The sequence below is a fragment of the Streptomyces sp. NPDC001832 genome (genome assembly GCF_040297265.1).
GTDB lineage: Bacteria > Actinomycetota > Actinomycetes > Streptomycetales > Streptomycetaceae > Streptomyces.
In genome coordinates this window covers 18,281-44,996 of the sequence record NZ_JBEOYU010000004.1, presented here as the reverse complement: position 1 = coordinate 44,996, position 26,716 = coordinate 18,281, and the positions used below count along the sequence as shown (strand labels likewise).

The following is a 26,716-nucleotide window of genomic DNA, read 5'->3' as shown; positions in this document are numbered from 1 at the left end:
GAAGGCGGCAGCGACGAAGGCGGTCGCGCCAGCGACGAAGGCAGCAGCGACGAAGGCGGTCGCGCCAGCGACGAAGGCAGCAGCGACGAAGGCGGCAGCAACAACGACAGCGGCAGCAACGAAGGCAGCCGCGGCCAAGGCGGCAGCAACAACGACAGCGGCAGCAACGAAGGCAGCCGCGGCGAAGGCGGCAGCAACAACGACAGCGGCAGCAACGAAGGCAGCCGCGGCCAAGGCGGCAGCAACGAAGGCAGCCGCGGCGAAGGCGGCAGCAACAACGACAGCGGCAGCAACGAGAGCAAGCCCAGCGGCGGCGTAAACGCCGGTGGTGGCTTCATGGCCCGGGTCATCACCGCCGACGAGGGCAGCCGTGGCAGCGACGAGGGCGGCAGCAGCGACGAGGGCGGCCGTGGCAGCAACGAGGGCAGCAGCGGCGACGAAGGCGGCAGCAGCAACGAAGGCGGCCGTGGCGGCGACGAGGGCAGCAGCAGCAACGAGGGCGGTAGCGGCGGCGACGAAGGCAGCCGCGGCGGCAACGAAGGCGGCAGCAACGACGAAGGCGGCAGCGGCAGCAACGAGAACAAGCCCAGCGGCGGCGTAAACGCCGGTGGCGGCGGGATGGCGATGACCGACAGCAACCTGGCCGTCGGCTCGGCGCTGCTGCTCGGTGGCATCGGCGTCGGTGCGTACAAGCTGCGCCGCCGCCAGTCGTCGGGGGGCGCAATCGTCTAGCCAAGCCCAACGACTGACCGGTCGTTTCGTTTGTCGCGGCCGTCGTCCCTCGGGGCGGCGGCCGCGACGGCTTCGTCTACACACCGCTGTGCCCCCTCCCCCGCGCCCCTCCCTCGCTCCACTCCAACACCGCACAACCGAAAGGCACGTTCCCATGGCCGCCCCGCAGTCGCCCGGCTCCATCCCATCCCGGACCACCCCCGGAACCACACTAGGCCGCGCCTTGACGTGGCCCGCGGTGGCAGCCGTGGTCGGCATGCTCCTGATCTACGACTCCTTCGGCACCCCGGTCGACGACAAGCCACCGGCCCCACCGGCCCCACCCGCCGCCGTCGCACCCGTCGCACCCGCCGTGCCCGCCGTGCCCGTCGTGCCCGAGGTCCTCGGCTCCCATGCCGCGCCCCGTCCCGTCACCCCGTCGAAGCCCGCCGTCGGCCCGGCGATGTTGCGTTCCGTCCCGACGCGGCTGCAGATTCCGTCCCTCGCCATCAAGGCACCGTTCACCGGTCTTTCTATCGGCGCCGCGGGCCACCTGGACGCGCCGCCCCCGAACGACAGCAACCTCGTGGGCTGGTACAAGGACGGTGTCACCCCCGGCGAGCGCGGTACCGCGATCGTGGCGGGCCATGTCGACACGAAGACCGGTCCGGCCGTGTTCCTGCAGCTCCAGTTCCTCAAGCCGGGTGCCACGGTCGACATCACCCGCGCCGACGGCTCGGTCGCCACGTTCGAGGTCGACTCCGTCGAGACGTTCAGCAAGGCGAAGTTCCCGGACAAGCGCGTCTACTCAGACACCTCGTCCGCGCAATTGCGCCTGATCACCTGCGGAGGCCCGTACAACAGGACCGCCAAGCACTACGAGGACAACGTGGTGGCCTTCGCCCACCTCGAATCCTCCAAGAAAGGCTGACCGCCGTCCGGCGGCCGACGCCGCACGCGCCACCGCCCCCGGCCGGGGGTCCGGACGGGGGCGGGCGTGCGGTGCCGTTCGCCGCGGTGGGGCAGCTAACCGTTGCCGTCCAGGCTGATCGTGACGGTCCGCTCGGCAGGGGTCTTGCCGCGCAGCGCGGTCTGCATGGCGTGCGCCACGTCGTCCGCACTGACCTGGTGCTTCTTGCCGTCGCCCTTGGTGATCATGATGCCGTCGAAGACCCCGTCGCAGAGGGTGTCGATGGCCTGCTTGTCGTAGTGCTCGACGAGCCTGCCATCGACCGGCACCATCGTGAGGATCTGCGGCAGCGACTTCGTCGGGCCGAACTGGATCTGCTTGGGACCGGCCTTGATGGTGACCAGACCGGACATCGCGGGTTCCGCGAACTCCTTCATCGCCCGGTCCAGTTCGGCCTGGTCGATGGTGGGCTCACGGGTGGTGACGGGCAGTTCGACGCTGGCCGTCCGGCCGGTCTGCACCTGGGCCCGGTACGCGTCGCGCACCGAGATCATCGACTGGTCGACGTCCAGTGCCTTGCCCGACTTGCCGGGTACGGCGACGGCCTTGCCCGGCTCGAACCTGATCGTGCCCTCGTTGGCCGAGCCGGAGACGCCGGCCAGGTCCGTCAGCGCGACACCGAGCTTCTCCTCGTCGACCGGAATCACCGGGTCGACCGGGCGCTCGCGGCCGAAGAGGGAGCCGATGACGGAGACCGGGTTGTAGTCGCTGCCCGCGGCGGCGCGCACGGTCTCCTGGCTGTCCAGGCTGAGCCCGGCCTTGTCCGGTGCGAGTTCGGCCTTCTTGCCGTCCACGGACAGCTGGAGGGGTGCCTCGGCGCGCTTGCCGAGGGCGGCGTCCATCTTCGCGACGCCCTCCTCCTTCGTGCCGCCGCCGATGTCGACGCCGAGGACGGTGGTGCCCTTGGGGACCTCGGAGTGGTTCATCAGCAGTCCGGCGCCGTAGGCGACACCAAGCAGACCGAAGACACCGGCGCAGAGGAGGGCCAGCTTGGAGCGGCCCTTCTTCTTCGCAGGCTCGGACGCGGGGGTGGGCCGGGCGGCGGGGGTGGGTGACGGGGCGAAGGGGCCACCAGGTCCTGCCGGTCCGGTGCCCATCGCGTCGTCCGGGGAACGGGGCGTCAGGTCGGGACGCCCGCCGCCGGAGCTCGGGAACGGCGAGCGGGTCTCCGATGGAACGACGGGAATGCCGCTGGTGAGCGTGTCACCGGAGACATTGCCGCCGGGCACGGTGGAGGCCGGGGCCGCGAACTGGGGCGTCAGCACCGCCGTGTCGTCGGACATCCGCGCAGGGACGCCACCGGGGGCGCCGGAACCCTGCGAGCCCGCGGGACCACCGGAGCCTCGCGGACCGCCGGGGCCCGCGCCGCCCGGTCCGTCGACGTTCGGGGTGAGGGACGAGGTGCCGGTGGCCGGGCCCGTGGTGGGTCCGGAGGGGCCCGGCGTACGCACCCCGAGGTTCGGCGTGGGGCGCGGGCCGGCTGCGGGGCCCGCGGGGCCGCCGTGGTCGAACTCGTCGAGGGCGCTGCGAGGGCGGGGTGCGTCCTGGTCGCCCGTGCGCTGCGGGCCGTCCGAGAAGTACGGCAGGTCGGCGCGGGGCGGGGTGGGCGCCTCGCCCTTGCGGCTGTCGGCGCCACCCTTCGCGCTGCCGCCGACGACCGAGGTGTTCGTGGGGGCCTTGCGCGGGGCGAACCAGTCGCTACCGCTCTTCTCCCTGACCGGCTTCTCGGCAGCAGGTTCCGCAGGCGCGGCACCGGCTCTCGCCTCGGCGCCCGGCGCGGCATCGGACGCAGCCGACGTATCGCCCGGCGCGGGCGAGCCGGGGCGCGGGATGCTGGCAGTGCGCTCGGCATCGGAGGTGTCGGCGTCGCTCATGGGCTTACGCATGACAACCGGCGGGATGGGGCGCGAACCCGGAATGTTGATCCGGATGCGCGTTGTCAGCGTCGTCTCGGTCCTCGGCTCGTCGGCCTGAGGCGGGTCCGCAGGTTCCGGGGCCCCCTCCGGGGCGTCCTGCGAAGGGTGCAGCGACGGATACTGGCGGGATCCGTACGGCGGCGTCCCCGAGGGGTACGCGGCTCCTCCGCGCCCCTGGGGCCCGGAGGACGAACTGTCAGTTTCACGACTCAAAGCAGGTTCTCCCGATTGGCTCCGCCGCCCGTACTTCCCCCATGCCGCAGGCCAAGGGAACGGCTCGGCGCGCGCACCACTTTACTGGCCGCCGTCGGCAGGCACCCCCGCGACCGGGGGAAACGACTGTGTGACCACCGGACGGACAAGGGGCATTACGGGATCGGACGTGGCACATTACTTGCCAGGTCGGCCGCTGCCTGCGCCCGGTTGGGGCGACCGCGACATGGTGGCACAGATCACAGCCATCGCCATCCCGCCCAGCAGGAAGAGAGTGAGGCCCAATTCATCGCCGAAGACATAATCGCCCTCCGGTCGACCGCCGAGCAGAACAATGACCGAAATCAGCCAGCCCGCCGCGGGTGCCAGGGTGCCGAGCTGGGTGCCGAAGACGCATCGCCCGCCGTAGAACAGTCCGGCGCAGGCGGCCAGCGCGAGCAGCAACCCGGCGGGGAACCAGGCGGCTTGGACGAACGCCCCGGCGATCCCGACGAGCGCGCCGAGAACGGCGAAACCCACATAGGCAGCGATCCGCGCAGGGTTGAGGGGTGCGGCGAGACCGGTGCCCCGAACGTCCCTGGAGGGTGGGCCGGTGCGCGGCGTGCGCTTCTCGCCGCTCATCGTTCCACCCCCTGTACACCGGCGAACAGGTCGTCTTCGCGCGCCCCTTGAGGGGCTCCGGAGGCTCCGTGTACCAACTCGTAGTACTCGGTGGTGAAGACGGGCTGGCCGAGGTCGTTGGAGAGGGCGAAGAAGGAGCCGTCCACTGCGATCTGCGTGGCATGGGCCCGCATTGCCGCACTCTTGGCCGCCGCATGGGCGGAGCCGTCGATCTGCGCGGTGATCCTCGTGTCGTCGACCACGCCCGGCACGTCGCCGATGGTGGCGATCCCCGGGAAGGCGTCCGGCGCCGTGTCCCGCAGGCGCGCGAAGCCCTCTTCGGCAACCGAACGCGGCATCCGGTTCCAGTAGATCTTGGCGACGGTGTGCACCGCGCCCGAACCGGTGCGGTAAGCGGGATCGGCGGCGAGCTCCGCGGCGCGCATCGTGACGCGGTGCGCCTGGATGTGGTCGGGGTGCCCGTAGCCACCGTCGGGGTCGTAGGTGACGAGCACCTGCGGGCGCACCGAGCGGATCACCTCCACGAGGTATCCGGCCGCGTCGTCCACGTCCGCGTCCCAGAAGGCTCCGGGTCGGTGGTTCTGCTCGGCGCCCATCATTCCGGAGTCGCGGAAGCGGCCGGGGCCGCCGAGGAGCCGGTGGTCGGTGACCCCGAGCTCCTTCATCGCCGCGGCGAGTTCACCCTGCCGGAAGGGGCCCAGGCTGTCGTCCCGGTCTGCCGCGAGATGGGCGAGCGCGGGCGGTATGACCTCGCCTTCCTCGCCGAGTGTGCAGGTCACCAGGGTGACCTGGGCACCCTCGGCCGCGTACCTGGCCATGGTGGCGCCGTTGTTGATCGACTCGTCGTCGGGGTGCGCGTGCACGAGGAGCAGACGCCGGGCGGGATGGTCCTTCATGGGGACCACCCTACGAGCCCAGCGCCGCAAAGGGCGCCGGGCCCGCGCACCGGCCGGCGACGAGCCGGGTCTCAGAACTTGAGGCTTCCGATCATGCCTGCCACGTTCGTCGTCAGGTTCGAGATGCTGGGCGCAATGGACGAGCTGGCGAGATAGAAACCGAGCAGCGCGCAGACCACCGCATGTCCGCCCTTCAGTCCGGATTTCCGGATCAGCAGGAAGACGACGATCGCCAGCAGCACCACCGCCGAAATCGAGAGTGCCACGGCGGTTCACCTCCATCAGTACGGTCGGGACGGGCAGCACACATGGAGCCAGCAGGTTCATACCCACCAAGCGCTACGGATCATAACTATCCGTCGCACCGCATTGATCGGGGCACAGCAGCACGAGGGGCGCACGACCAGGCGGTCGGGGACTAGGTTCGGCTCATGACTTCGCAGAAGATTTCATTTCCCCGTCAGCACGCCAGGACGATGCGGTTCACTCTCGGCGCTCCCCGCGCGTTCACGGTTTCACCCGACGGGGAGCGGGTGATCTTCCTTCGGTCGGGCTCGGGCACCGACCGGTCGGGGCGGCTGTGGGTGCTGGATCTGCCGGCGGGCGGCACACCGAAGGAGCGCGTCGTCGCCGACCCCGAGACGCTGCTCGGTGGTTCGGCGGAGCGGCTGTCGGCCCAGGAGCGGGCCCGGCGCGAGCGCAGCCGTGAGGGTTCATCGGGGATCGTCGGCTACGCGGTCGACGCGGCAGCCGAGTTGGCCGCTTTCGCACTCTCCGGGAAGGTGTACGTCGCGGAGTTGCGGGCGGGTACGGCGCGTGCGCTGCCGGTGCCGGGCCCGGTGATCGACCCGAGGCCGTCGCCGGACGGGCGCCACATCGCGTATGTGTCGAAGGGCGCGCTGCGCGTCGTGGGCGCCGAGGGCGACGGGGACCGGGCGCTCACGGAGCCGGAAGACGCGAACATCTCCTACGGCCTCGCGGAGTTCATCGCCGCCGAGGAGATGCAGCGCTCCCGGGGCTTCTGGTGGTCGCCGGAGTCGGACCGGCTGCTGGTCGCCCGGGTCGACGACAGCCCCGTAAAGCGGTGGTGGATCGCGGATCCCGCGCACCCGGACCGCAGGCCCGCCGAGGTCGCCTACCCGGCGGCGGGGACACCCAACGCCGAGGTGCGGCTCTTCGTGGTGGGCCTGGACGGCACCCGTACCGAAGTGGTCTGGGACCGGGCGCGCCACCCGTACCTGGCGCAGGTGCACTGGTCGTCGGCCGGGGCTCCGCTGCTGCTCGTCCAGGCCCGTGACCAGCAGAGCCAGCTCTATCTCGCGGTGGACACGGAGACGGGTACGACACGGACGGTGCATGTCGACGAGGACCCGGTCTGGCTGGAAATCTTCCCCGGTGTGCCCGCCTGGGCGCCGGACGGGCGGCTCGTGCGAATCGCGGACGAGGGTGGGGCGCGGGTGCTGGCGGTCGGCGACCGGCTGCTGACCGGGGCGCAGTTGCAGCTCCAGGCGGTCCTGGACATCGGGGAGTCGGATGTCCTGATCTCGGCGTCGGCGGGCGAGGAGGCCGCGGAAGCGGAGATCGGCGAGAGCCATGTGTACCGGGTCAATGAGCTGGGCGTCGAGCGGGTCTCCGATGGGGCGGGGGTGCATTCGGCCGTCCGCGCGGGCGGCGTGACGGTGCTGGTCTCCCAGTCGCCGGCGCGGCCCGGGGCCCGTGCCGATGTGCTCCGGGACGGCAAGCGGATCGCCACCGTCGCAAGTCATGCGGAGGAACCGGTTCTGTCGGCGCGGGTGCGCCTCACCGAGGGGGGCGCACGGCGAATTCCGTGCGCCGTGCTGCTCCCCGACGGGTACAAAGAGTCGGACGGCCCGCTTCCGGTACTCATGGATCCGTACGGCGGCCCGCACGGCCGACGGGTGCTCGCCGCCCACAATCCGCATCTGACCTCGCAGTGGTTCGCCGACCAGGGCTTCGCGGTGGTCGTCGCCGACGGCCGGGGCACACCGGGGCGTTCACCGGGCTGGGAGAAGGCTGTCAAGAACAACCTCGCCCTCACCGTGGACGACCAGGTCGAGGCGCTGCACGCGCTCGCCGGACAATTCCCGCTGAACCTCGGCAAGGTGGCGATCCGGGGCTGGTCGTTCGGCGGCTACCTGGCGGCCCTGGCCGTGCTGCGGCGGCCGGATGTCTTCCACGCGGCGGTGGTGGGCGCGCCGGTGACCGACCAGCGGCTGTACGACACCCACTACACCGAGCGCTATCTCGGCGACCCGGCGAAGCAGCCGGAGGTCTACGCGCACAACTCGGTGCTGACGGACGAGGGGCTCTCCGAGGCCGCGGACCAGGTCCGGCCGATGATGATCGTCCATGGTCTGGCGGACGACAATGTGGTGGTCGCGCACTCGCTCAGGCTGTCGTCGGCGCTGCTCTCGGCGGGGCGCCCGCACGAGGTGCTGCCGCTCAGCGGGGTGACGCACATGACACCGCAGGAGCAGGTGGCGGAGAATCTGCTGCTGCTCCAAGTGGAATTTCTGAAGCGGTCGTTGGGGCTGCGCGGGTGACCTGACCGGGGGGCGGCGATCGATTCCGGCCATGCCCGTATGCCCGGCCCCGCGACGCCGCCCCCCTTGACGTGTTTACGGTCAGCCGGCCCGACTGCTACCGGAAGGCGACGGCCCGTCCTCTTCACCCGGCTCGTCCGCCTTCTCCTCGGCCCCGGCTTCCCCCACCACCGTCTCCCCCGGCGTCTGCGTCAGCTCCTCCGGCGGCACCACCTGCTTCTCCTCCGCGAAGTGGCAGGCCGAATCATGTCCGGCCGGCGTGTCCATGTGCCGGAAGGCCGCAGGGACCGCCAGCAGCGGCACTTCCAGTGCGCACCGCTCCTGCGCCTTCCAGCAGCGGGTGCGGAAGCGGCAGCCGGAGGGCGGGTGGGCGGGCGAGGGGACATCGCCGTGCAGGATGATCCGCTCCCGGTGCTCGCGGGCCATCGGGTCCGGCACCGGGACGGCGGAGAGCAGTGCCTGGGTGTACGGATGCGTGGGGTGGTCGTAGATCTGCTCTTCGGTGCCGATCTCGACGATCCGGCCCAGATACATCACGCCCACCCGGTCGGAGATGTGCCGGACGATCGACAGGTCGTGCGCGATGAAGACATAGCTCAGCCCGAACTCCGTCTGGAGCCGGTCCAGCAGATTGACGACCTGCGCCTGCACGGAGACGTCGAGGGCGGAGACGGGCTCGTCGGCGACGATGATCTCGGGGTTCAGGGCAAGACCACGGGCGATGCCGATGCGCTGGCGCTGGCCGCCGGAGAACTGGTGCGGATAGCGGTTGATGTACTCCGGGTTGAGCCCGACGACGTCCAGCAGATCCTGGACCCTTCTGCGCCTCTCGCCCTTCGGGGCCACCTCGGGGTGGATCTCGTACGGCTCCCCGATGATGTCGCCGACCGTCATCCGGGGGTTGAGGGAGGTGTACGGGTCCTGGAACACCATCTGGATGTTGCGGCGCACGGCCTTCAGGGCGCGCCCGGACATCTTGGTGATGTCGTCGCCCTTGTACCTGATCGAGCCGGCGGTCGGCTGTTCCAGATGCACCAACATCTTGGCCAGGGTCGACTTGCCGCAGCCCGACTCCCCCACGATGCCGAGTGTCTCGCCCGCCGCCAGGTCGAAGGAGACCCCGTCGACCGCCTTGACGGCGCCGATCTGCTTCTTGATCAGGATGCCCTGGGTCAGCGGGTAGTGCTTGACCAGATCGCGGACCTCCAGAATGGGTTCGCCGCCCGTGCGGGTGCTCCCCGGTTCAGTGTGCATCGAGCGTCTCCTTCCAGAAGTAGCAGGCGCTCTCACGGTGCTCGGCCACCTCGAAGAGAGGCGGTACCTCGCCCCGGCAGATCTCCTGGGCCAGCGGGCAGCGCGGGTGGAAGGCGCAGCCGGGCGGGATGCGCATCAGGTTGGGCGGCAGGCCCTTGATCGCGTACAGCTCCTGTCCCTTCTGGTCCAGGCGCGGGATCGACCGGAGCAGACCCTTGGTGTACGGGTGGGCGGGTGCCCGGTAGATCTCGTGGACGGGGGCCGACTCGACGATCCGGCCCGCGTACATCACGGCGATCTTGTCGGCGACGTCCGCGACGACACCGAGGTCGTGGGTGATCAGGATCAGGCCCATGTTCAGCTCGCGCTGGAGCTCGGCAAGCAGGTCCATCACCTGGGCCTGGACGGTCACATCGAGCGCGGTGGTGGGTTCGTCCGCGATGATCAGCGAGGGTTCCAGCGCCATCGCCATGGCGATCATGATGCGCTGGCGCATGCCGCCGGAGAACTGGTGCGGGTAGTTCCCGACGCGTTCCTTGGCGGCCGGGATACGGACCCGGTCCATCAGCTCGACGGCCTTGAGCCTGGCATCCTTGTGGGACATACCGCGGTGTACGACGAACATCTCGCCGAGCTGCTCCCCCACACTGAGCACGGGGTTGAGGGAGGAGAGCGCGTCCTGAAAGATCATGGCCATCTCCTGGCCGCGGATCTTCCTGCGCTCGTCCTTCTTCATCTTCAGCAGATCGCGGTCCTTGAAGAGGATCTCGCCGCCGCTGATCTTTCCGGGAGGCATGTCGAGAATGCCCATGACCGCCTGTGCGGTGACCGACTTACCGGAGCCGGACTCGCCGAGGACGGCGAGCGTCTCGCCTTCGGCCACCGAGTAGTCGACCCCGTTGACGGCCTTGGCCACCCCGTCGCGGGTGTGGAACTCCACGTACAGGCCGCGCACTTCGAGCAACATGGCACCGGGCTCCTCAGCGCAGCTTGGGGTCGAGGGCGTCGCGCACCGCGTCGCCGAGCATGATGAACGCGAGCACGGTGACCGCCAGCGCTCCGGCGGGCCAGAGCAGCATGTGCGGGGCGTTGCGGACGTACTGGGACGCGGCGGAGATGTCGATGCCCCAGGAGACGGCCGGTGGTTTCAGGCCGACGCCGAGGAAGGAGAGGGTCGCCTCCAGCGAGATGTACGTACCGAGCGCGATGGTCGCTACGACGATCACCGGCGCGACGGCGTTCGGGGTGACGTGGCGCAGCAGCATCCGTGAGTTGGAGGCGCCGAGCGCCCGTGCCGCCTGCACATAGTCGTTCTGTTTGGCGGTGATCACGGAGCCCCGGGCGATACGGGTGATCTGCGGCCAGCCAAGCAGCACGATGAAGCCGATCACCGGCCAGACGGTGGAGCTGACGACCACGGAGAGGAATACCAGGCCGCCGAGGACTACCGGGATTCCGAAGAAGACATCGGTGATGCGGGAGAGGACCGAGTCCCACCAGCCGCCGAAGAATCCGGCCAGGCCGCCGAGGAAGCCGCCGAGCAGGGTGACGCCCAGGGTGGCGCTGACGCCGACGGTCACCGAGTTCCTGGCCCCGTAGACGGTACGGGTGTAGACGTCGCAGCCCTGTCCGTCGAAGCCGAAGGGGTGACCGGGCTGCGAGCCCTCCTGAGCCTTGCCCAGGTTGCAGTCGAGAGGGTCCTGGTCCGCGATCAGCGACGGCCAGATCGAGATGATCACCAGGAAGAGGATGACCAGGGAGGAGACGATGAAGACCGGGTTGCGGCGCAGATCCCGCCAGGCGTCGGACCACAGGCTGCGCGGTTTCTCGGCGGGGCCGGTGCCTTCGGGGCCGCCCGGTGTCTTCTCGAGGGTGGCGCCCCGCTCCAGAGCGAGGTCCATCACGCCTCCCGCTCCGGCTGGTGAGATCGCCTCGTCCGGTGTCTGCTCAGGCATAGCGGATCCTCGGGTCGAGTACGGCGTACAGCAGATCGACGAGCAGGTTCGCCGCCAGGAAGACGAGGACCAGAATGGTGACGAACCCGACGACGGTCTGGGAGTTCTGGCGCAGGATGCCCTGGTAGAGCTGGTAACCGACGCCATGGATGTTGAAGATCCGCTCCGTGACGATGGCGCCGCCCATCAGGGCACCCACATCCGTACCGATGAAGGTGACGACCGGGATCAACGAGTTGCGCAGCAGGTGCCGGATGACGACGCGTCGCCTCGGCAGGCCCTTGGCGACGGCGGTACGGACGTAGTCGGCGCGGACGTTCTCGGCGATCGAGGTACGGGTGAGGCGGGTGACGTAGGCCAGGGAGACGGAGGCGAGGACGAGCCCGGGGATGAGGAGTTCGTTGAAGGGCGCCTCGGGCGATACGGAGGGTTTGACGACGCCCCACTCCACTCCGAGGAGGAGCTGCAGCAGCAGGCCGGTGACGAAGGTCGGGATGGAGATGACGATCAGCGTCAGGATGAGCACGGTGGTGTCGACGGGGCGGCCGCGGCGCAGACCGGTGACGACACCGAGGCTGATGCCGATGACGATCTCGAAGACGATCGCGACGACGGTGAGCCGGATCGTGACGGGGAAGGCGGTGGCCATCAGCTCGGTGACCTTCTGCCCGTTGAACGCGGTGCCGAAGTCGCCGGTGAAGACATTGCCCATGTAGGTGAGGTATTGCTGCCAGACCGGCTTGTCGAGGCCGAATTCCGAGCGGAGTCGGGCGGCGGTCGCCGGATCGCACTGGCGTTCACCGCAGAGGCCCGCGATGGGGTCACCCATCACGTTAACCATGAGGAAGATCAGCAGCGTGGTGCCGAAGAAGACCGGGATCATCTGCAGCAGCCGCCGCATCACATAACGTCCCATGAAGGGCTCCGGGGGTCGCGAGGGTCGAAGGCGCGGGGCTGGGGAGTGACGGCGCTGGGGAGTGACGCGTCGACGGGATGCGGAAGCCGGGCGGCCGGTGCCTGAAACGCACCGGCCACCCGGCCTCAACGGGTCACTTGACCTTGATCTGCTCGTACACCGGGACGCTGAACTGGTTCAGCGACACATGGGTGATCCGCTTTGAGTAGCCGGCGCTGCCGTTCTGGTACCAGAGCGGAATGACGGGCATCTGCGCGACCAGGACCCTCTCCGCGTCCTGGAAAGTCGCGACGGCTTTGGCCTTGTCGGACTCGGCGTTGGCCTTGTCGACGAGGCCGTCGAACTGCTTGTTGCTCCACTTGCCGTCGTTGGACGAGGCGTCGGTGTAGTACACCGGCTGCAGGAAGTTCTGGATCAGCGGGTAGTCCATCTGCCAGCCGGCCCGCCAGGCGCCGGTCAGCTTCTGCTGGGAGACCTGGCTGCGGAAGTCGGCGAAGGTGCCGACGGGGGCGCCGACGCACGCCGTGTTGTTGCCCATCGCCTTGTTGATGCTGTTGCAGACGGCGTCGACCCACTCCTTGTGCGAGCCGGTGTCCGCGTTGTACGAGATCTTGAGCTGACCGCCGGGAATGCCGCCGCCCTCCTGGATCAGCTTCTTGGCGTTCGCCGCGTTGTACTCGCAGGGCGCGCCGCACAGTCCCTTCTTGAAGCCGCCCTTCACTCCGAGGACCGGGGAGGTCCAGTCGGAGGCGGGGGTGCGGGTCTTCCGGAAGATCTGACTGGTGATCTGCTCACGGTTGATCGCCATCGACAGGCCCTGACGGACCTTGATGGCGCCGGGCGTGTCCCACTTCTTCTCGTAGAAGGGGAAGGCGAGGGTCTGGATGATGCCGGCCGGGGTGTTGATGTACCGGCCGCCGAGATCCGCCTCGACGTTCTTCAGCTGCGAGGCGGGCACATCGTCGACGAGGTCGAGGTTGCCGGCCGTCAGGTCGGTGTAGGCAGTGTTGTTGTCGGTGTAGACCTGGAGGTCGATGCCGCCGTTCTGCGCCTTGTCGTCCCCGGGGTACTTGTCCCACTTGCGCAGGTTCATCGACGCGCCTTTGGTGTACGTGTCGATGGTGTACGGGCCGTTGCCGATCGGCTTGGACAGCCAGCCTGCATGGTCGGTGAAGAAGGCCTTGGGCAGCGGGGCGAAGGCGGGATAGCCGAGGGTGTCGGGCCACAGGGAGAACTTCTGCGACAGCTTGACCGTGAAGGTCCTGTCGTTGACGAGCTTGAGGCCGGAGAGCGTGTTCGCGGCGGCGCTGCCCGATTCGGGGTGGACCTTGTCGTATCCGTCGATGTAACCGAAGAAGTAGGCGTTCTTCTGATTGTTCTTCAGCAGGGCCCCGTAGTTCCAGGCGTCCACGAAGGACTTTGCGCTGATCTTCTCGCCGTTGCTGAAGGTCCAGCCGTTCTTCACGGTGATCGTGAAGTGCTGGTTGTCCTTGGATTCGATCTTCTCGGCGAGCATGTTGGTGGCCGCGCCGGTCTTCGGGTCGTACCTCTTGAGCCCCCGGAAGATCATGTCGAGGACCTTGCCGCCCTGGACCTCGTTGGTGTTCGCGGGCTCCAGCGGGTTCTGCGGGTCACCCCAGGAAGAGCTCACGATTCCGTCGGCACCACCACCGCCGCCACCACCACCGCTGCTGCCCCCGCCGCCGCATGCCGTCGCCGCCAGGGCGACGGCCACCGCACATGCGGCCCACTTGGCTTGTGTGGCTCCGCGCATGGAGTGCCTCCTCTAGGTCTTCATCGCATGTAGAGCCCATATCACCCCATAACTACACCAATACACACTATCTACGGCCGTACGTGTGCATGTGTCACCGAGCCGTTCGAGTGCCCCGCATAACGAAAGGGACACACCTGCGATCGGACACCTCCGCCCGAGTCACCCCGATTGCCCCGGTGAACAAAACAACCGTCCACCTGTAGGACATCTGCACTTTGTCAAGTTCCGGTCAAGAACCTAAAGAGCGGGTGTGGAGTTTCACAGCTGATTGACCGTTGTCAACTCGATTGATTAGGTCCGTTCCAACCCCTTAGCTCCTCCTGCCCGGAGGATGCCGCTTTCCGTACGGGGACAGGAGCTCGATGACCACGCCATCCCCGGCCCCCATCGCTCCGGTGGACACGACCGCCACCGAAGCCGTTGAGGAGTCCCGGCAGCCCGCAGGCCCCAACAAGGGCGCCGACGCACGGAGTCCAGGCCAGCTCGCCTGGCGGCGCTTCAAGCGCGACAGGACAGGCGTGCTCTCCGCCTACATCGTCGTGTTCTTCTTCGTGATCGCGATATGCGCGCCACTGATAGCGAAGATGTACGGCAAGAACCCGTATACGACATACGGCCAGGACAACCCCGAGCTCCTCAACGGCTTCGGATATCCGGCCCTGCCCAACGGTGGCATCAGCGGGGACTTCTGGTTCGGCATCGAGCCCCAACTCGGCCGGGACGTCTTCACGTTCCTGCTGTACGGAATCCGCACCTCGCTGCTGATCGCGGCCGCGGCCACCATTCTCGTCACGCTCATCGGTGTGGTCGTCGGTGTCACGGCCGGATATCTGGGCGGCAAGACGGACTACTTCATCGGCCGGGTCATCGACATTCTGCTGTCGTTCCCGTCGACGCTCTTCTTCATCGCCTTCATGCCGGTCGTCTACGGGCTCTTCGTCGCTCCGGACGACGCAATCCCCACATCGCTGCGCGCCACCTGTCTGATCCTCATGCTCACCGCCTTCGGCTGGGCCTCCATGGCCCGTCTGCTACGCGGCCAGGTACTGGCCCTGCGCGAGCGGGAGTTCGTGGAGGCCGCGAAGGTGACCGGTGCCTCCCCGGCCCGGATCATCTTCAAGGAACTGCTGCCGAACCTCTGGACGCCGATCCTGATCCAGGCCACCCTCGCCCTGCCGGCCTTCGTGACGGCCGAGGCTGGCCTGGCCTTCCTCGGCGTCGGCATCGTCGACCCGACCCCCGACTGGGGCGTGATGATCCAGCGCGGAGCGTCCTTCTACACGGACGACATCACCTTCATGCTCTTCCCGGGCATCTCGATGATCATCTTCGTCCTCGCCTTCAATCTGCTCGGCGACTCGGTACGCGACGCGCTCGACCCGAAGTCCAAGCGCTAGCTTCCCGCTCCATCCAGCCCGGCCGCTGTGGCCCGGCCTGTCGCACCTGCATCGTCCACCGATCCCAAGGACCGATACGCATGTCTTTCTCCCGCAGAAACTTCCTGATCGCCACCGGTGTGGCGGCCGCGAGCTCCACTGTCCTGAGCGCATGCAGCAGCGGTGACGCGGGCGGCGGCAAGGGTGGCAGCAAGGACACCCCGAAGGTCACCGGCAACAAGGGGGCCGAGATCCTGGTCGGCACCAAGGCCGACTCCACCGGCCCCGCCCCTGAGGTCCCCGGCGCGGTCAAGGGCGGCACGCTCTACACGATGGAGCAGATGGACTACGACCACCTGGACCCAGCGCAGATCTGGTCCACCCAGGAGTCCCTCATCTCCCCGCTGTTCATGCGTGGCCTGGTCGGCTACAAGGTGGACAACAACGGCACCACCACGCTCGTCGGCGACCTCGCCACCGACGCCGGAACCACGAAGGACGGCGGCAAGACCTGGTCGTTCACCCTGAAGGACGGCGTGAAGTGGGAGGACGGCAGCGACATCACGATGGACGATGTCCGCCACACCTTCGAGCGGCTCTTCGCCAAGTTCGTGACGTTCGGCCCGCGTTACCCGCAGGAGTGGCTGGTCGGCGGCGACAAGTACAAGGGGCCCTACGAGGGCAAGCACCTCGACTCGATCGAGATCGACGGCAAGACTGTCACCTTCCATCTCAAGGAAGCTCGCGGCGACTTCAACTTCACGCTGGGCATGCGCAGCTTCTCCCTGGTGCCGAAGAAGAAGGACACCAAGGAGGACTACGACAAGAAGCCGTTCTCCTGCGGCCCGTACAAGATCGACGCCCGCCAGGTCGGCAAGTCCATGTCGCTGTCGCGCAACCCGCACTGGGACCCGAAGACGGACCCGATCCGCAACGCGTACCCGGACAAGTTCCAGCTGCAGTTCGGCTTCCAGTGGCTGGCCTCCACGGACCGCTACATCGCCGACCAGGGCAACGACCAGTACACACTGTCGATCTTCAACGAGACAGCCGCCGAGCGCATCCAGAAGGTTCTCAGCGACCCGGAGCTCAAGAAGCGCGTCCTGACGCACCTCGACGCCGCGACGTACTACTACGCGATCAACACCACGCGCATCACGGACGTCAAGGTCCGTCAGGCACTCAACTACGCCTGGCCCTCGCAGCAGACCCAGCTGATCCGCGGCGGCGCCTCGTCCTCCGAGATCGCTACCACCATCATCAGCCCGCTCACCCCGGGCCACGCCGACTTCGACCTCTACGGCAAGAAGGCGAAGCCGGCCGGCGACCCGGTCAAGGCCAAGGCGCTGCTGAAGGAGGCCGGCAAGGAGGGCCAGAAGATCGTCATCGCCTTCCAGCAGTCCGACAACGCGGTCAAGCAGGCCGTCGCCATCAAGAACGCGCTCACCAAGGCGGGCTTCGACGTGGTGACCCAGCAGGTGGACAAGACCTCCTTCTACAGCCAGATCTCCCAGATCGACAACCACTACGACATGTTCGCGGCGGGCTGGTCCGCCGACTGGCCCGGCGGCTACACCGCCCTCCAGCCCACCTTCGACGGCCGGGTGATCGCCAACGGCGCCTCCAACTGGCCGCAGCTGAACGACGCGGGCGTCAACAAGGCCATCGACGCGGCGGCCCAGATCACCGACGCCGAGGAGGCCAACAAGGCATGGGGTGCGATCGACCGCCAGATCATGGAGCTGGCCGCGGTAGTGCCGGACTACTGGCCGATCCGTAACTGGCTGTACGGCTCCAAGGTGGGTGGTGTGACCTACGACGGGGGCAACAACGGTATCGCGATCACCAAGCTCTACGCCAAGGCGTGACCTGGCAGGGGAAGGGCGGCCGGTCCGGCCGCCCTTCCCCGGTCCCGGCCACTCCCCCGCTCACTACTCCTCGGCGACGGCGCCCCACCCGGAAAGTCACGACCCCATGCTTCGATTTCTTCTCCGCCGCGTGACCGGCGCTATCGTCATTCTGTTGGTGATCAGCGCCATCACCTTCTACCTCTTCTACGCGATACCCCGTGACCCCGCCCGGATGGCCTGCGGGAAGGTCTGCACACCCGAACTCCTCACGCAGATCAAGCAGAACCTGGGGATCGCCGACCCGCTGCCCGTCCAGTACTGGCACTGGCTGACCGGCATCTTCATGGGCCGTGACTACGGCAACTACGGTCACTGCCCGGCGCCCTGTCTCGGCTACTCGTTCACCAACCGCGAGCCGGTCTTCGGCACGATCATGGACCGTCTGCCGCTGACCCTCTCGCTCTCGGTGGGCGCGGCCTTCTTCTTCGTGATCCTCGGTGTCGGCACGGGCATGCTCGCCGCCGTCAAGCAGGGCAAGGCGCTCGACAAGATCGCCAGCTCGTTCTCGCTGCTCGGCTCCTCGCTCCAGATCTACTTCGTCGGCTACATCGCGATGTTCCTGCTGGTGCAGCAGATGGGCCTGCTGGAGCAGCCCTCGTACACGCCGCTCACCGAGGACCCGGTGAAGTGGGCATCGGGGCTGCTGCTGCCCTGGCTGGTGCTGTCGATCATCTTCACCGCCAACTACACCCGCATGACCCGCTCCCAGCTCGTCGAACAGCTCAGTGAGGACTACGTCCGTACGGCACGTGCCAAGGGTCTGTCCCGCCGTTCGGTCTTCTTCCGCTTCGCCTGGCGCGGGGCGATGGGACCGATCGTCACGATCTTCGGCATCGACCTGGGCACGCTGATCGGCGGCGCCATCATCACCGAGGTCACCTTCAGCCTGAATGGCCTCGGCCGGCTCTCCGTGCATTCCGTCGACACCAGCGACCTGCCCATGCTGCTCGGCGTCACCATCGTCGCGGCGGGCGCGATCGTCTTCGCCAACATCGTCGTGGACGCCGTCTACGGCCTCATCGACCCGCGGATCCGGCTCGCCTGACCCCACTCCCCGTTCCGGCCCACCCCTTCTCCCGCAACATCCTCCTGGAGCGTCCCCGTGACGAGCACCGATCAGCAGCCCCTCCTCTCCGTCAGGGATCTACACGTCCACTTCTCGACCGAGGACGGCGTCGTCAAGGCCGTCGACGGCCTCTCCTTCGACGTGGAGAAGGGCAAGACCCTCGGCATCGTCGGCGAGTCCGGCTCCGGCAAGTCCGTCACCAACCTGACGATCCTCGGCCTGCACGACGCCGACCACACCGAGATCGACGGCGAGATCCTGCTCGACGGCCAGGATCTGCTCGCCGCATCGGAGCGGGAGCTGGAGCGGCTGCGCGGCAACAAGATGGCCATGATCTTCCAGGACGCGCTGGCCTCGCTGTCCCCGTACCACACCGTCGGCCGGCAGATCGGCGAGGCGTACCGCAAGCACACCGGAGCCTCCAAGCGGGAGGCACGGGCGCGGGCCGTGGAGATGCTCACCAAGGTGGGCATCCCGCAGCCCGATCTGCGGGTGGACGACTATCCGCATCAGTTCTCCGGCGGTATGCGCCAGCGCGCGATGATCGCCATGTCGCTGGTCTGCGACCCGGAGCTGCTGATCGCGGACGAGCCGACGACCGCGCTGGACGTCACCGTGCAGGCGCAGATCATGGACCTGCTCAAGGATCTCCAGCAGGAGACCGGCACCGCGATCATCTTCATCACCCACGACCTCGGTGTCATCGCCGACATCGCGGACGACGTGCTGGTGATGTACGGCGGCCGGTGCGTGGAGCGCGGCACCAAGAAGGAGGTGCTGCGGGCACCCCAACACCCGTACACCTGGGGTCTGCTGGGGTCCATGCCGAGCCTCGACGGCCCGGTCGACGTACCCCTGTCGCCGATCCCCGGCTCCCCGCCGAGCCTCCTCAACCCGCCGACCGGCTGCCGCTTCCACCCGCGGTGCACGTTCACCGAACAGGTCGGCGGCAAGCGCTGTGCGACCGATCAGCCACGGCTGGAGCTGGTGGACGGCCGTGGGGCCGCCTGCCACCTCACGCTGGAGCAGCGCACCGAATTCTTCGCCGACTTCGCCGGTACCCGGCCCAACTGACGTACAAGAGACGGGACTTCCCACTATGAGCAACACAGATCCCCTCCTGGACGTCTCCGGACTCACCAAGCACTTCCCGATCAAGGGCGGCTTCCCGATCCGGCGGACGGTCGGCGCGGTCCAGGCCGTCGACGGGCTGGACTTCACTGTCGGCGAGGGCGAGAGCCTGGGCCTGGTCGGCGAGTCCGGCTGCGGCAAGTCGACGACGGGCCGGCTGATCACCCGGCTCCTGGAGCCGACGGCCGGCCGGATCACCTACCGCGGGCAGGACATCACCCACGCCTCGCGCAAGCAGCTTGCACCGGTCCGCTCCGAGATCCAGATGATCTTCCAGGACCCGTACGCCTCACTGAACCCGCGGCAGACCGTCGGCAAGATCGTCGCCGGCCCGATGGAGATCAACGACATCAACCCGGCGGGCGGCCGCGAGGCGCGCGTACGGGAGCTGCTGGAGATCGTCGGGCTCAACCCGGAGCACTTCAACCGCTTCCCGCACGAGTTCTCCGGCGGTCAGCGCCAGCGCATCGGCGTGGCACGGGCGCTGGCCCTGGAGCCGAAGCTGATCGTGGCCGACGAGCCGGTCTCGGCACTGGACGTGTCGATCCAGGCCCAGGTGGTGAACCTGCTGCAGGAGCTGCGCAAGGAGCTGGGCATCGCGTTCCTCTTCATCGCCCATGACCTGGCCGTGGTACGCCACTTCTCGCAGCGCGTCGCCGTCATGTATCTCGGCCGGATCGTGGAGATCGCCGACCGGGACGACCTGTACGGCAACCCGCGGCACCCGTACACCAGGGCGCTGCTCTCGGCCGTGCCCGAGACGACGGTCGACGAGGTGCCGGCCCGGGAGCGCATTCTGCTCACCGGTGATGTTCCCTCTCCGGTCAACCCGCCGTCGGGCTGCCGCTTCCGTACCCGTTGCTGGAAGGCGACGGACAAGTGCGCGAGCGAGGCGCCGCCGCTGGTACGGGCCGAGGGCAGCCGGGACGGCCATCTGACGGCCTGCCACTACCCCGAGGACCCCCAGGCCGTGTCGTCCGTCCCGCAGGCCCGTAGTACCTCTCAGGGGCCGAGGCTCGAGAAGGCCGCCAAAGACCCCAAGACCGAGGCCTGACACCCCTGGCCCCGGCCCCGGGGCGGCCCTCGCCGACGCGGACCCGACCGGTCCGCGAACCGCGGGGCTCCCCCGGCCCGAAGGAACCGAGCACGTCGGCCCATTGACCCGAGCCACCTGCGAGCCCGGTTCCCGGGTATACGGGAAAGGCGCCCGGAACCGATCGGTTCCGGGCGCTTCCGCATGTCCGGGCGCCCCCTCCGAGAGCCCGGGAACAGCGGAAGGCCCGGGAACCCAACGAGGGTTCCCGGGCCTTCCGTGTCACGCGCTCCCGGCGTCGCGCAGCCGTCCGTGGGGACGTACTACGAGGCCGCCCCCACGACGTCCCGCTCCTCGGCGAAGTGGCACGCCGATTCGTGCGCGGCCGGGCTGTCCGAGGACTTGAAGCGCTCGGGGACCGCCAGCAGCGGCATCTCCGTGGCGCACTTGTCCTGGGCCTTCCAGCACCGCGTGCGGAAGCGGCAGCCCGACGGCGGGTTCGCCGGCGACGGGACGTCACCGGTGAGGATGATCCGCTCGCGGCCCTCGCGGGCGTCCGGGTCCGGGACCGGGACCGCCGACAGCAGCGCCTGGGTGTAGGGGTGCGTCGGGTGGTCGTAGATCTGCGTGTCCGTACCGATCTCGGCCATCTTGCCGAGGTACATCACGCCGACCCGGTCGGAGATGTGCCGGACGATGGACAGGTCGTGCGCGATGAAGACGTAGGAGAGGTTGAACTCGTCCTGGAGCTTCTCCATCAGGTTGATGACCTGCGCCTGCACCGACACGTCGAGCGCGGAGACCGGCTCGTCGCAGATGATGATCTCCGGGTTGAGCGCGAGGCCGCGGGCGATGCCGATGCGCTGGCGCTGACCGCCGGAGAACTGGTGCGGATAGCGGTTGATGTACTCCGGGTTGAGGCCGACGACGTCCAGCAGTTCCTGGACCTTGGCGCGCCGGTCGCCCTTCGGGGCCACCTCGGGGTGGATCTCGTACGGCTCCCCGATGATGTCGCCGACCGTCATACGCGGGTTCAGCGAGGTGTACGGGTCCTGGAACACCATCTGGATGTTCCGGCGCACGGCCTTCAGCGCGCGGCCGGACAGCCTGGTGATGTCCTGGCCCTTGTAGAAGACCTCGCCGGACGTGGCCGTCTCCAGCGCCATCAGCAGCCGCGCGACCGTGGACTTGCCACAGCCCGACTCGCCGACGATGCCGAGCGTCTCACCCTGGTAGAGGTCGAAGGAGACCCCGTCCACGGCCTTGACCGCGCCGACCTGGCGCTTGAACAGGATGCCCTGGCTCAGCGGGAAGTGCTTGACCAGATTGCGCACCTGGAGGATCGGTTCACCGCGCTCCACCGGTGCCTCGATCGCGGCGACCGCCGCCGTCTCGTCGACGGCGTCGACCGCCACGACATCGGTGACGTTCGGGGTGGCGTCCATGGAACCGTCCGTCTTGTCGAGCTCAGCCATGGATCGTCTCCTTCCAGAAGTGGCAGGCGCTGCCGCGTCCGGGCAGTTCGCTGCCGTCCTGCTCGGAGACCGGCACCAGGGCCGGAATCTCCGTGCGGCAGATGTCCTCCGCCTTGGGGCAGCGGGGGTTGAAGGCGCAGCCGGACGGAATCTTGAGCAGGTTGGGCGGCAGGCCCTTGATCGCGTAGAGCTCCTGGCCCTTCTGGTCGAGGCGCGGGATCGAGTCGAGCAGACCCCTGGTGTACGGGTGCGCGGGCCGCTTGTAGAGCTCGTGCACCGGCGCCGTCTCGACGATCCGGCCCGCGTACATGACGGCGATCTTGTCCGCGACGTCGGCGACGACGCCGAGGTCGTGGGTGATCAGGATCAGCCCCATGTTGAACTCGGTCTGCAGCTCCTTGAGCAGGTCCATGACCTGGGCCTGGACCGTCACGTCGAGCGCGGTGGTCGGCTCGTCCGCGATGATCAGGTCGGGCTCGAGGGCCAGCGCCATGGCGATCATGATGCGCTGGCGCATACCGCCGGAGAACTGGTGCGGGTAGTCGCTGACCCGCTGCTTGGCGGCGGGGATCTTGACCCGGTCCATCAGCTCGATGGCCTTGAGCTTCGCCTGCTTCTTGGAGAGTCCCTGGTGAACACGGAACATCTCGCCGAGCTGGTAGCCGACCGAGAGCACGGGGTTGAGCGAGGAGAGCGCGTCCTGGAAGATCATCGCGATCTTCTGGCCACGGAGCTTCCGCCGCTCCTCGTAGCTCATGGTGAGCATGTCCTGGCCGCGGTACAGGATCTGGCCCTGCGGGATCTTGCCGGGCGGCATGTCGAGAATGCCCATGATCGCCTGCGCGGTCACGGACTTGCCGGAACCGGACTCACCGAGCACGGCCAGGGTCTCGCCCGAGTCGACGCTGTAGTTCACACCGTTGACGGCCTTGGCGACTCCGTCACGGGTGTGGAACTCCACGTGCAGGTCGCGCACTTCGAGGAGTGGGGCATCGTCCGACCCCCCGGCGCGGGGCGCCGGGATGTCTGCTGTCTTGTCCATGATGGTCACGTCGTACGCCCTCCTCAGCGCAGCTTCGGGTCGAGGGCGTCGCGCACCGCGTCGCCGAGCATGATGAACGCGAAGACCGTGAGGCTGAGCATTCCTGCCGGGAACAGCAGAGCATGCGGGTTGTCCCGGATGGACTTGCTGGCCTCGGAGATGTCGATGCCCCACGAGATCGTCGGGTCCGCGAGCCCGAGTCCCAGGTACGAGAGCGTCGCCTCGGCCGAGATGTATCCGCCGAGCGCGATGGTGGCCACGACGATGGTCGGGGCGATCGCGTTCGGCATGACGTGGCGGAAGAGAATGCGCGAGGTTCCGGCGCCGAGCGCGCGGGCCGCCGTCACGTAGTCCGCCTGCTTCGCGGTGATCACGGAGGACCGCGTCACACGGCAGATCGAGGTCCAGCCCAGGAAGGCGAGGGCCAGGATCACCACGTACACCTTGCGCTCGGTGAAGGCGTTGAGGACGACCATCGCACCGAGCAGGAAGGGGATACCGAAGAAGATGTCGGTGATCCGGGAGATGACGGAGTCGAGCCAGCCGCCGAAGTATCCGGCGAGCATGCCCAGCAGGCCGCCGACCAGGGTGACCACGACGGTGACGCCGACGCCGACCATGATCGAGGCGCGGGTGCCGTAGATGACACGCGCGTAGATCGAGCGGCCCTGACCGTCGTAGCCGAACCAGTCGGGCTGGAAGAAGTGCGTCAGCTCCGGCTTGGTCAGGAAGTGGTTGGTCAGGTCGCCGTCGCGCGGGTCGGCGCTGGTGAACAGCCCCGGGAACGCGGCGATGACCAGCAGGAGCAGCAGGAGGATCGAGGAGATCCAGAACATCGGGCGGTGACGCAGGTCGAACCAGGCGTCGCCCCAGAGGCTGCGCGGCTTGCCCTGAGCCTTGTGGCCCTCGGCGTCCGAGGGAGCGGCGGTGGCGTCCACCACCGCTTCGGTCTTGGTCTCGGTCACGTCAGGCATACCGGATCCTCGGGTCCAGGACCGCGTACAGCAGGTCGACGAGCAGGTTGATCACAAGGATGACGAGGACGAAGACCGTGACAACGCCGACGATCGTCGATCCCTCGCGCTGCTGCAGCGCCTTGTAGAGCAGGTTCCCGACACCCTGGACGTTGAAGATGCCCTCGGTCACGACCGCTCCGCCGATGAAGCCGCCGACGTCTGTCCCGAGGAAGGTGACGACCGGGATCAGCGAGTTGCGCAGCAGGTGGACACCTACGATGCGACGCCGCGGCAGGCCCTTGGCCATCGCGGTACGCATGTAGTCGGCGCGCAGGTTCTCCGCGAACGTCGTGCGTGTCAGCCGTGCCACGTACGCCATGGAGAGCATGGCGAGCACGAAGGCCGGCAGGAACAACTGTGTGATGTCCGTGGAGTCCTGGACGTTCGGCGCCACCCAGCCCAGCTGGTCCGCGAGGAAGAAGCGGGCGATGTAACCGAGCACGAACACCGGGATCGAGATGACGATCAGGGTGAAGATCAGAACGCCGGTGTCGGCGGCCTTACCGGCCCGCAGACCGGCCCAGGCGCCGAGCCCGACGCCGACGACGATCTCGATGAGCATGGCCACGGCGGTCAGCCGCAGTGTCACCGGGAAGGCCTCGGACATCTCGTCGATGACTTCGCGACCTCCGAAGGTCTGGCCGAAGTCGCCGTGGAAGAGATCGACCATGTAGTCGACGTACTGCTTCCACAGGGGCTGGTCGAGCCCGAACTCATGGCGCAGCGAAGCAACCTGTGCGGGGTCCGCCGCCTTGTCTCCCCACATCGCCCTGATGGGGTCACCAGGAAGGATGTGGACCATGAGGAAAATAATCAGAGTGGTCCCGATGAATACCGGGATCATCTGGAGCAGTCGCCTAGCGACGTAACGCCCCATCATGCCTCCATGCCGTGAGGGGTCGGCGATGGCCTTTTCAGAGTTGTCTCCGCCGCGGGGTGTGGGGGGAGAGCCCCGGGGCCTACGCCTACGGGCCGGTTCCGCCGCTCCGGACGAGGAGCGGCGGAACCGGCCTTCGGATCCCGATACTTACTTCTTGGCCTTCACCTGGACGTCGGTGAAGATGGGGTCGCCGTCCTGGCCGTAGGTGATCTTGCCGTACACGTTGTTGGACTGACCCGAGTTGTTCTTGTAGAACCACAGCGGGATGGCCGGCATGTCGTTCTTCAGGATCTGCTCGGCGTCCTGGTAGAGCTTGACGGTCTCGTCGAGCGTCTTGGCCTTGTCGGCCTTCGAAGTGAGCTCGTCGAACTCCTTGTTGGAGTAGCCCGAGGTGTTGCCCGCGGCGGTCGTGCCGTACAGGTCGCGCATGAAGTTGGAGTTGACCGGGTAGTCGAGCACCCAGCCACTGCGGTACAGGGACTTGACCTGCTTGTTGTCACGGGCGTTCAGGTCGGTCTGGAAGTCCGGCTTGGAGTCGCCGATGCACTCGACACCGGTGGCCTTGCGGATGCTGTTGCAGACCGCGTCGACCCAGGGCTTGTGGTCCTGGTCGGCGTTGTACTGGATCGAGATCTTGTTGCCCGGGACACCGCCACCCTCCTTGATGAGGGCCTTGGCCTTGGCCGGGTCGTACTTCGTGACGTCGCCGAGGGCGCCGGGCTTGTAGCCGAGCACACCGCGGGCGACGAACGAGTCGGCCGGGGTACGGGTGCCGTGCAGCACGGTCTTGGTGATCGTTTCACGGTCGATGGCCATCGACAGACCCTGGATGACCTTGGGGTCGATGTCCTTGAACTGCTTGGTGTAGAACGCGGGGACGATCGTCTGGACCGCGGAGTACTCGGCGTCGATGGCGCGGTCGCCGAGGTCGTCCTTGTAGCTCGTCAGCGAGGTCGTCGGGATCTGCTCGATCCAGTCGAGGTTGTCCGACCGCAGGTCCGAGTAGGCGGCGTCAGCGGTGGTGTAGTTCTTGAAGTCGATGCCACCGTTCTTGGCCTTGTTCGGGCCCTGGTAGTCGTCGAACTTCCGGACCTTGATCATCTTCTTGTGGTCCCACGAGACGAACTTGTAGGGACCGCTGCCGATCGGCTTCTCGCCGGCGGCCTTCGGGTCCTTGAAGAAGACCTCGGGCAGCGGCGCCCAGACGTCGTAACCCAGCTTGTACGCGAAGTACGAGACCGGGCCGTTCAGGGTGATCGTGAAGGTGTTGTCGTCGACGATCTTCAGACCGGACATCTTGTCCGACTTCGGCGCACCCTTCGCGGGGTGGACGTCCTCGTAGCCCTTGATGTCCTGGAACCAGCTGGAGTTGGTCTGGTTGTTCTTGACGTTGGCCGACCAGTTCCAGGAGTCCACGTAGGACTTGGAGGTGACCGTGGTGCCGTCGTGAAACTTCCAGCCCGGCTTGAGCTTGACGGTCCACACGGACGAGTCCGCGTTGGGCGTCACGGACTCGGCGTTGACGTAGGTGAGCTTGCCGGTGCCGGGCTCGTAGTCGACGAGGCCGGCGTAGATGGTGCGCAGGACACGGCTGCCCTGGCTCTCCTTGGCGTTCGCCGGCTGCAGCGGGTTCTGCGGCTCGCCGAGCTGGGCGGTCAGGATCCCGTTCGGGTCCGGCTTGCCCGAGTTCATTCCCTCGTCGCTACCGCTGTCGCTACCGCCGCAGGCGGTCACGGTCAGGGCGATGATTGCCGCTCCCGCGACCCACTTGGCGCTCTTGGCACCACGCATGGGTTTCCTCCTCATGAGTCCACTTTTGACTACAAGAAGGGCACTGGAGTCGATACACCGACACCCCTGACGGCGATCGTTTCAGTGCCCCTAGTGTGCTCGTGAGTCGGCACCCCCCACAGTGCGTGACCCATTGACCCGAGCTCAACGGAGCCAACTATTGAGTACGACCGGGCCATAAACCACACTTAAAGGGTCTCGGT

Annotated in this window: 22 protein-coding genes; 8 read left to right on the top strand and 14 right to left on the bottom strand. The window is 67.8% G+C overall.

What is annotated here, in order from left to right; genetic code table 11:
- Together ABT115_RS04945 and ABT115_RS04940 are read left to right on the top strand one after the other, a co-directional pair.
- A partial coding sequence (locus ABT115_RS04945) for a hypothetical protein (protein WP_351784136.1) occupies window positions 1–732 on the top strand: 732 nt, incomplete at its 5' end.
- A gap of 154 nt (window positions 733–886) precedes the next feature.
- Window positions 887–1,642, top strand: coding sequence for a class F sortase (locus ABT115_RS04940; RefSeq protein WP_351784134.1), 756 nt, complete (start codon window positions 887–889; stop codon window positions 1,640–1,642).
- A 95-nt stretch (window positions 1,643–1,737) separates the two neighbouring features.
- On the opposite strand, the gene ABT115_RS04935 is transcribed toward ABT115_RS04940, so the two are convergent.
- The 4 genes from ABT115_RS04935 to ABT115_RS04920 all read right to left on the bottom strand — a co-directional run bounded on the left by ABT115_RS04935 (window position 1,738) and on the right by ABT115_RS04920 (window position 5,593).
- A complete protein-coding gene (locus tag ABT115_RS04935; RefSeq protein ID WP_502969028.1) occupies window positions 1,738–3,810 on the bottom strand; it encodes a peptidoglycan binding domain-containing protein in 2,073 nt (690 codons plus the stop codon).
- Between the two features lie 177 nt (window positions 3,811–3,987).
- The gene (locus ABT115_RS04930; protein ID WP_351784130.1) at window positions 3,988–4,431 is read right to left on the bottom strand and encodes a DUF6113 family protein; all 444 of its coding nucleotides are present in this window, start codon (window positions 4,429–4,431) and stop codon (window positions 3,988–3,990) included.
- A complete protein-coding gene (gene mshB, locus ABT115_RS04925; protein ID WP_351784128.1) occupies window positions 4,428–5,327 on the bottom strand; it encodes an N-acetyl-1-D-myo-inositol-2-amino-2-deoxy-alpha-D-glucopyranoside deacetylase in 900 nt (299 codons plus the stop codon). Before mshB ends, ABT115_RS04930 begins: the two co-directional genes overlap by 4 nt.
- 71 nt (window positions 5,328–5,398) lie before the next feature.
- Window positions 5,399–5,593, bottom strand: a complete 195-nt coding sequence (locus tag ABT115_RS04920; RefSeq protein WP_093896879.1) for a hypothetical protein — start codon at window positions 5,591–5,593, stop codon at window positions 5,399–5,401.
- 165 nt (window positions 5,594–5,758) lie between these two features.
- Between ABT115_RS04920 and ABT115_RS04915 the strand changes: the two genes are divergently transcribed.
- The gene (locus ABT115_RS04915; RefSeq protein ID WP_351784126.1) at window positions 5,759–7,891 is read left to right on the top strand and encodes a prolyl oligopeptidase family serine peptidase; all 2,133 of its coding nucleotides are present in this window, start codon (window positions 5,759–5,761) and stop codon (window positions 7,889–7,891) included.
- Between the two features lie 81 nt (window positions 7,892–7,972).
- Here ABT115_RS04915 and ABT115_RS04910 read toward each other — a convergent pair whose 3' ends face one another.
- From ABT115_RS04910 to ABT115_RS04890, 5 genes are all read right to left on the bottom strand, one after another.
- A complete protein-coding gene (locus ABT115_RS04910; protein ID WP_351784124.1) occupies window positions 7,973–9,145 on the bottom strand; it encodes an ABC transporter ATP-binding protein in 1,173 nt (390 codons plus the stop codon).
- Window positions 9,135–10,112, bottom strand: a complete 978-nt coding sequence (locus tag ABT115_RS04905; RefSeq protein ID WP_351784122.1) for an ABC transporter ATP-binding protein — start codon at window positions 10,110–10,112, stop codon at window positions 9,135–9,137. The genes ABT115_RS04910 and ABT115_RS04905 overlap by 11 nt, the downstream gene beginning before the upstream one ends.
- A gap of 13 nt (window positions 10,113–10,125) precedes the next feature.
- The gene (locus ABT115_RS04900) at window positions 10,126–11,100 is read right to left on the bottom strand and encodes an ABC transporter permease (RefSeq protein ID WP_351784120.1); all 975 of its coding nucleotides are present in this window, start codon (window positions 11,098–11,100) and stop codon (window positions 10,126–10,128) included.
- Complete coding sequence (locus tag ABT115_RS04895) at window positions 11,093–12,016, bottom strand: ABC transporter permease (RefSeq protein WP_351784118.1); 924 nt, start codon at window positions 12,014–12,016, stop codon at window positions 11,093–11,095. The genes ABT115_RS04900 and ABT115_RS04895 overlap by 8 nt, the downstream gene beginning before the upstream one ends.
- 133 nt (window positions 12,017–12,149) lie before the next feature.
- Window positions 12,150–13,790 (bottom strand): peptide ABC transporter substrate-binding protein, encoded by a 1,641-nt coding sequence (locus ABT115_RS04890; RefSeq protein WP_351784116.1) that lies wholly within the window; start codon window positions 13,788–13,790, stop codon window positions 12,150–12,152.
- Between the two features lie 365 nt (window positions 13,791–14,155).
- Between ABT115_RS04890 and ABT115_RS04885 the strand changes: the two genes are divergently transcribed.
- The 5 genes from ABT115_RS04885 (at window position 14,156) to ABT115_RS04865 (ending at window position 20,330) form a co-directional block, all read left to right on the top strand.
- The gene (locus tag ABT115_RS04885) at window positions 14,156–15,190 is read left to right on the top strand and encodes an ABC transporter permease (RefSeq protein ID WP_351784114.1); all 1,035 of its coding nucleotides are present in this window, start codon (window positions 14,156–14,158) and stop codon (window positions 15,188–15,190) included.
- An 80-nt stretch (window positions 15,191–15,270) separates the two neighbouring features.
- Complete coding sequence (locus ABT115_RS04880; protein ID WP_351784112.1) at window positions 15,271–17,037, top strand: ABC transporter substrate-binding protein; 1,767 nt, start codon at window positions 15,271–15,273, stop codon at window positions 17,035–17,037.
- 106 nt (window positions 17,038–17,143) lie between these two features.
- Entirely contained in the window at window positions 17,144–18,124 is a 981-nt protein-coding gene (locus ABT115_RS04875) for an ABC transporter permease (RefSeq protein WP_351784110.1), read from the top strand.
- 57 nt (window positions 18,125–18,181) lie between these two features.
- On the top strand, window positions 18,182–19,219 hold the full coding sequence (locus ABT115_RS04870) for an ABC transporter ATP-binding protein (protein WP_351784108.1): 1,038 nt from the start codon (window positions 18,182–18,184) through the stop codon (window positions 19,217–19,219).
- A 25-nt stretch (window positions 19,220–19,244) separates the two neighbouring features.
- Window positions 19,245–20,330 (top strand): ABC transporter ATP-binding protein, encoded by a 1,086-nt coding sequence (locus ABT115_RS04865; protein WP_351784106.1) that lies wholly within the window; start codon window positions 19,245–19,247, stop codon window positions 20,328–20,330.
- 302 nt (window positions 20,331–20,632) lie between these two features.
- Here ABT115_RS04865 and ABT115_RS04860 read toward each other — a convergent pair whose 3' ends face one another.
- The 5 genes from ABT115_RS04860 to ABT115_RS04840 all read right to left on the bottom strand — a co-directional run bounded on the left by ABT115_RS04860 (window position 20,633) and on the right by ABT115_RS04840 (window position 26,513).
- Window positions 20,633–21,784, bottom strand: a complete 1,152-nt coding sequence (locus ABT115_RS04860; protein WP_351784104.1) for an ABC transporter ATP-binding protein — start codon at window positions 21,782–21,784, stop codon at window positions 20,633–20,635.
- A complete protein-coding gene (locus ABT115_RS04855) occupies window positions 21,777–22,835 on the bottom strand; it encodes an ABC transporter ATP-binding protein (RefSeq protein ID WP_351784102.1) in 1,059 nt (352 codons plus the stop codon). Before ABT115_RS04855 ends, ABT115_RS04860 begins: the two co-directional genes overlap by 8 nt.
- Window positions 22,836–22,849: 14 nt before the next feature.
- Window positions 22,850–23,800 (bottom strand): ABC transporter permease, encoded by a 951-nt coding sequence (locus tag ABT115_RS04850; RefSeq protein ID WP_351784100.1) that lies wholly within the window; start codon window positions 23,798–23,800, stop codon window positions 22,850–22,852.
- Complete coding sequence (locus ABT115_RS04845; protein ID WP_351784098.1) at window positions 23,793–24,719, bottom strand: ABC transporter permease; 927 nt, start codon at window positions 24,717–24,719, stop codon at window positions 23,793–23,795. Before ABT115_RS04845 ends, ABT115_RS04850 begins: the two co-directional genes overlap by 8 nt.
- Window positions 24,720–24,869: 150 nt before the next feature.
- On the bottom strand, window positions 24,870–26,513 hold the full coding sequence (locus tag ABT115_RS04840) for a peptide ABC transporter substrate-binding protein (RefSeq protein ID WP_351784096.1): 1,644 nt from the start codon (window positions 26,511–26,513) through the stop codon (window positions 24,870–24,872).
- Between the last annotated feature and the right edge of the window lie 203 nt (window positions 26,514–26,716).